The 5,477-nt window shown below is 56.7% G+C and carries 3 rRNA genes; all 3 read right to left on the bottom strand.

The features are described from left to right. Positions 1 to 9 precede the first annotated feature (9 nt). A 5S ribosomal RNA gene (gene rrf / locus B8W67_RS19780) occupies positions 10 to 123 on the bottom strand. 120 nt (positions 124 to 243) lie between these two features. Continuing rightward, positions 244 to 3,373, bottom strand: a 23S ribosomal RNA gene (locus tag B8W67_RS19775). A 424-nt stretch (positions 3,374 to 3,797) separates the two neighbouring features. Further along, positions 3,798 to 5,317 (bottom strand): 16S ribosomal RNA (locus B8W67_RS19770). The 16S, 23S and 5S rRNA genes sit together here, the layout of an rRNA operon. Between the last annotated feature and the right edge of the window lie 160 nt (positions 5,318 to 5,477).

The raw sequence follows: 5,477 nt of genomic DNA, 5'->3' as shown, positions 1-5,477 counted from the left end.
TTAATGTGTGTTCGGCGGTGTCCTACTTTTCCACCCGGGTTGGGTAGTATCATCGGCGCTGGCAGGCTTAGCTTCCGGGTTCGGGATGGGTCCGGGCGTTTCCCTGTCGCTGTGTCCGCCGTAACTCTATTTTTTTGTTGTGGTGTGGCCCCTTTGTTGCCGTGTGTGTTGGTGTGGGGGGCTTTGGTGTTTTTGGTGGGGGGTGTGGTGTGGGAATTGTGTGGTGTGGTTGCGGTTTGTTGTGTGTGTAAGTTTTCGGCCGGTTAGTGCCAGTTCCCTGGGCGCATTGCTGCGTGTGTAGGTCTGGTCTATCGATCCCGTGTTCTGCGGGGGGCCTTATCCCACTTGATGGGTGAGAAACCTGGTCTTGGAGAAGGTTTCCCGCTTAGATGCTTTCAGCGGTTATCCTGTCCGAACGTGGCTATCCAGCGGTGCCCCTGGTGGGACAACTGGTGTACCAGAGGTTCGTCCGTCCCGGTCCTCTCGTACTAGGGACAGGTTTCCTCAAGTTTCTGACGCGCGCGGCGGATAGAGACCGAACTGTCTCACGACGTTCTAAACCCAGCTCGCGTGCCGCTTTAATGGGCGAACAGCCCAACCCTTGGGACCTGCTCCAGCCCCAGGATGCGACGAGCCGACATCGAGGTGCCAAACCATCCCGTCGATATGGACTCTTGGGGAAGATCAGCCTGTTATCCCCGGGGTACCTTTTATCCGTTGAGCGACACCCCTTCCACTCGGGGGTGCCGGATCACTAGTCCCGACTTTCGTCCCTGCTTGACGTGTCAGTCTCGCAGTCAAGCTCCCTTGTGCACTTACACTCAACACCTGATTGCCGTCCAGGTTGAGGGAACCTTTGGGCGCCTCCGTTACTTTTTAGGAGGCAACCGCCCCAGTTAAACTACCCACCAGGCACTGTTCCTGGACCGGATAGACGGTCCGAGGTTAGAGGTTCAATACGATCAGAGTGGTATTTCAACAACGACTCCGCCCACACTGGCGTGCGGGTTTCATAGTCTCCCACCTATCCTACACAAACCGCATCGAACATCAATACCAAGTTGTAGTGAAGGTCCCGGGGTCTTTTCGTCCTGCCGCGCGTAACGAGCATCTTTACTCGTAGTGCAATTTCGCCGAGTCTATGGTTGAGACAGTTGAGAAGTCGTTACGCCATTCGTGCAGGTCGGAACTTACCCGACAAGGAATTTCGCTACCTTAGGATGGTTATAGTTACCACCGCCGTTTACTGGGGCTTAAATTCTCAGCTTCGCGGACTTGCGTCCACTAACCGGTCCTCTTAACCTTCCAGCACCGGGCAGGCGTCAGTCCGTATACATCGTCTTGCGACTTCGCACGGACCTGTGTTTTTAGTAAACAGTCGCTTCTCACTGGTTTCTGCGACCGGATCCCGCTTCCCACCGCGAGGGTGTTGACGGTGTTCCGGTCCCCCTTCTCCCTAAGTTACGGGGGCATTTTGCCGAGTTCCTTAACCATAGTTCACTCGTACGCCTTGGTATTCTCTACCTGACCACCTGTGTTGGTTTGGGGTACGGGCCGTGTGTGTGCATCGCTAGAGGCTTTTCTCGGCAGCATAGGATCACCGAATTCGCCTCAATCGGCTATGCGTCACCTCTCGGAATATGTGAGACCCGGATTTGCCTGGATCTCTTCCTACGGGCTTGCCCCAGTATTACCACTGACTGGTACGGCTACCTTCCTGCGTCACCCCATCGCTTGACTACTACCAGCGAAGGTCCCACGCAGCCCCGCATCCCTCGTTGCCCGAAGGCGCGGAGTTGATGCGGTTTTGGGTGGTTAGTACCGCTGTTTCGTCAGGGGCGCTCACACACGGGTACGGGAATATCAACCCGTTGTCCATCGACTACGCCTGTCGGCCTCGCCTTAGGTCCCGACTCACCCTGGGCGGACTGGCCTGGCCCAGGAACCCTTGGTCTTTCGGCGGGCAAGGTTCTCACTTGCCTTATCGCTACTCATGCCTGCATTCTCACTCCCCACACCTCCACAGCTAGATCACTCTGCTGCTTCGCTGGTGAGGGGACGCTCCCCTACCCAATACATACGTATTGCCGCGGCTTCGGCGGTGTGCTTGAGCCCCGCTACATTATCGGCGCACAATCACTTGACCAGTGAGCTATTACGCACTCTTTCAAGGGTGGCTGCTTCTAAGCCAACCTCCTGGTTGTCTTCGCGACTGCACATCCTTTTCCACTTAGCACACGCTTAGGGGCCTTAGCCGGCGATCTGGGCTGTTTCCCTCTCGACGCACGGAGCTTATCCCCCGCCGTCTCACTGCCACGCTTACAACGTGCCGGCATTCGGAGTTTGGCTGACGTCAGTAACCTAGTAGGGCCCATCGGCCATCCAGTAGCTCTACCTCCAGCACGCAACACGTGACGCTGCACCTAAATGCATTTCGGGGAGAACCAGCTATCACGGAGTTTGATTGGCCTTTCACCCCTACCCACAGCTCATCCCCTCAGTCTTCAACCTAAGTGGGTTCGGGCCTCCACAGCATCTTACTGCTGCTTCACCCTGGCCATGGGTAGATCACTCCGCTTCGGGTCCAGAACACGCCACTACACCACCAGCATAACCAGCGGATACGCCCTATTCAGACTCGCTTTCGCTACGGCTACCCCACACGGGTTAACCTCGCGACATGTCCCTGACTCGCAGGCTCATTCTTCAAAAGGCACGCCATCACCCCACCCAAAAAGGGAAGGCTCTGACGGATTGTAGGCGCATGGTTTCAGGTACTCTTTCACTCCCCTCCCGGGGTACTTTTCACCATTCCCTCACGGTACTCGTCCGCTATCGGTCATCGGGAAGTATTCAGGCTTACCGGGTGGTCCCGGCAGATTCACAGCAGATTCCACGGGCCCGCTGCTACTCGGGAAACATCGCAAGGCAGGTGTCGGGTTTTCACGTACCGGGCTCTCACCGTCTACGGCAGACCATCCCAGGCCACTTCCGCTAACCACAACACTTTCTCACTGCCCTCCAGGCGGGTAGACCCGGACACAACACTCCCACAACCCCGCACACACAACCCCTACCCGGTCATCGATGCATACGGTTTAGCCATCCTCCGCGTTCGCTCGCCACTACTAACGGAATCACTATTTGTTTTCTCTTCCTACGGGTACTGAGATGTTTCACTTCCCCGCGTTCCCCCCTACCGGCTATATATTCACCGGCAGGTAACACGACATCACTCGTGCTGGGTTTCCCCATTCGGACACCCTCGGATCTTCGTTCGGTTGACAACTCCCCGAGGCATATCGCAGTCTCCCACGTCCTTCATCGGCTCCCAATGCCAAGGCATCCACCATGCGCCCTGATTCACTTACAAACACAAAAACCAAAAATGTGTTCAAACAACAAAATTGCACAACCAAACAACAACCACCCCCACCCCAAAGGAAACCCCCCAGAGCAGGAACACACGGCCATCGCTTGGATGCTCGCAACCACTATCCACAACTCAAACACCACACCCCACCACCAAGATGAGGCGACAACAACCCACCCCCAACAAGAGGGCCGGCCCCACCCAGCCATCACAGCCAGGCAAAACCCACGGGTCTGCTGTCTCAGGACCCAACAGTGTGTCTGGCAATCCCCCACGCAAAGCCACTCAACGTCACTTCACGCGAAAACGTTTGTTGTTGCGCACCCACCGGGAAACCCACTACAGGCCCCGGCGCACTCTCCCAACCGTGAACAACCCTCACATCCAGTAAGGCACGGGGGAATCCGGTATCGGTGCTCCTTAGAAAGGAGGTGATCCAGCCGCACCTTCCGGTACGGCTACCTTGTTACGACTTCGTCCCAATCGCCGATCCCACCTTCGACAGCTCCCCCCCAAAGGGTTAGGCCACTGGCTTCGGGTGTTACCGACTTTCATGACGTGACGGGCGGTGTGTACAAGGCCCGGGAACGTATTCACCGCAGCGTTGCTGATCTGCGATTACTAGCGACTCCGACTTCACGGGGTCGAGTTGCAGACCCCGATCCGAACTGAGACCGGCTTTGAAAGGATTCGCTCCACCTCACGGCATCGCAGCCCTTTGTACCGGCCATTGTAGCATGTGTGAAGCCCTGGACATAAGGGGCATGATGACTTGACGTCATCCCCACCTTCCTCCGAGTTGACCCCGGCAGTCTCCCATGAGTCCCCGCCATAACGCGCTGGCAACATGGAACAAGGGTTGCGCTCGTTGCGGGACTTAACCCAACATCTCACGACACGAGCTGACGACAGCCATGCACCACCTGTACACAGACCACAAGGGAAACCACATCTCTGCAGTCGTCCTGTGCATGTCAAACCCAGGTAAGGTTCTTCGCGTTGCATCGAATTAATCCACATGCTCCGCCGCTTGTGCGGGCCCCCGTCAATTCCTTTGAGTTTTAGCCTTGCGGCCGTACTCCCCAGGCGGGGTACTTAATGCGTTAGCTACGGCACGGATCCCAAGGAAGGAAACCCACACCTAGTACCCACCGTTTACGGCGTGGACTACCAGGGTATCTAATCCTGTTCGCTCCCCACGCTTTCGCTCCTCAGCGTCAGTTACTGCCCAGAGACCCGCCTTCGCCACCGGTGTTCCTCCTGATATCTGCGCATTCCACCGCTACACCAGGAATTCCAGTCTCCCCTGCAGTACTCAAGTCTGCCCGTATCGCCCGCACGCCCACAGTTAAGCCATGGGATTTCACGGACGACGCGACAAACCACCTACGAGCTCTTTACGCCCAGTAATTCCGGACAACGCTCGCACCCTACGTATTACCGCGGCTGCTGGCACGTAGTTGGCCGGTGCTTCTTCTGCCCCTACCGTCACTTTCGCTTCGTCGAGGCTGAAAGAGGTTTACAACCCGAAGGCCGTCATCCCTCACGCGGCGTCGCTGCATCAGGCTTCCGCCCATTGTGCAATATTCCCCACTGCTGCCTCCCGTAGGAGTCTGGGCCGTATCTCAGTCCCAGTGTGGCCGGACACCCTCTCAGGCCGGCTACCCGTCGTCGCCTTGGTAGGCCATAACCCCACCAACAAGCTGATAGGCCGCGGGCCCATCCCACACCGCAAAAGCTTTCCACCACACACCATGCGATGCGCGGTCCTATCCGGTATTAGACCCAGTTTCCCAGGCTTATCCCAGAGTGCAGGGCAGATCACCCACGTGTTACTCACCCGTTCGCCACTCGAGCACCCCCGAAGGGGCCTTTCCGTTCGACTTGCATGTGTTAAGCACGCCGCCAGCGTTCGTCCTGAGCCAGGATCAAACTCTCCAAACAAAACCCAAAAAAGGCCATTCAGAAATACCTGACAAAAAACCAGAAAACTCTGGCAAAAAACACCACACCCCCAACCACGGGGCGGCCAAGAATGTGGCAAAAAACAACAACAAACAAAAACCACCAAACACACTATTGAGTTCTCAAACAACACACCCTG

The organism is Mycolicibacillus koreensis, from assembly GCF_002104795.1.
Taxonomy (GTDB): domain Bacteria; phylum Actinomycetota; class Actinomycetes; order Mycobacteriales; family Mycobacteriaceae; genus Mycobacterium; species Mycobacterium koreense.
This window is presented reverse-complemented; position numbering and strand designations above follow the sequence as displayed.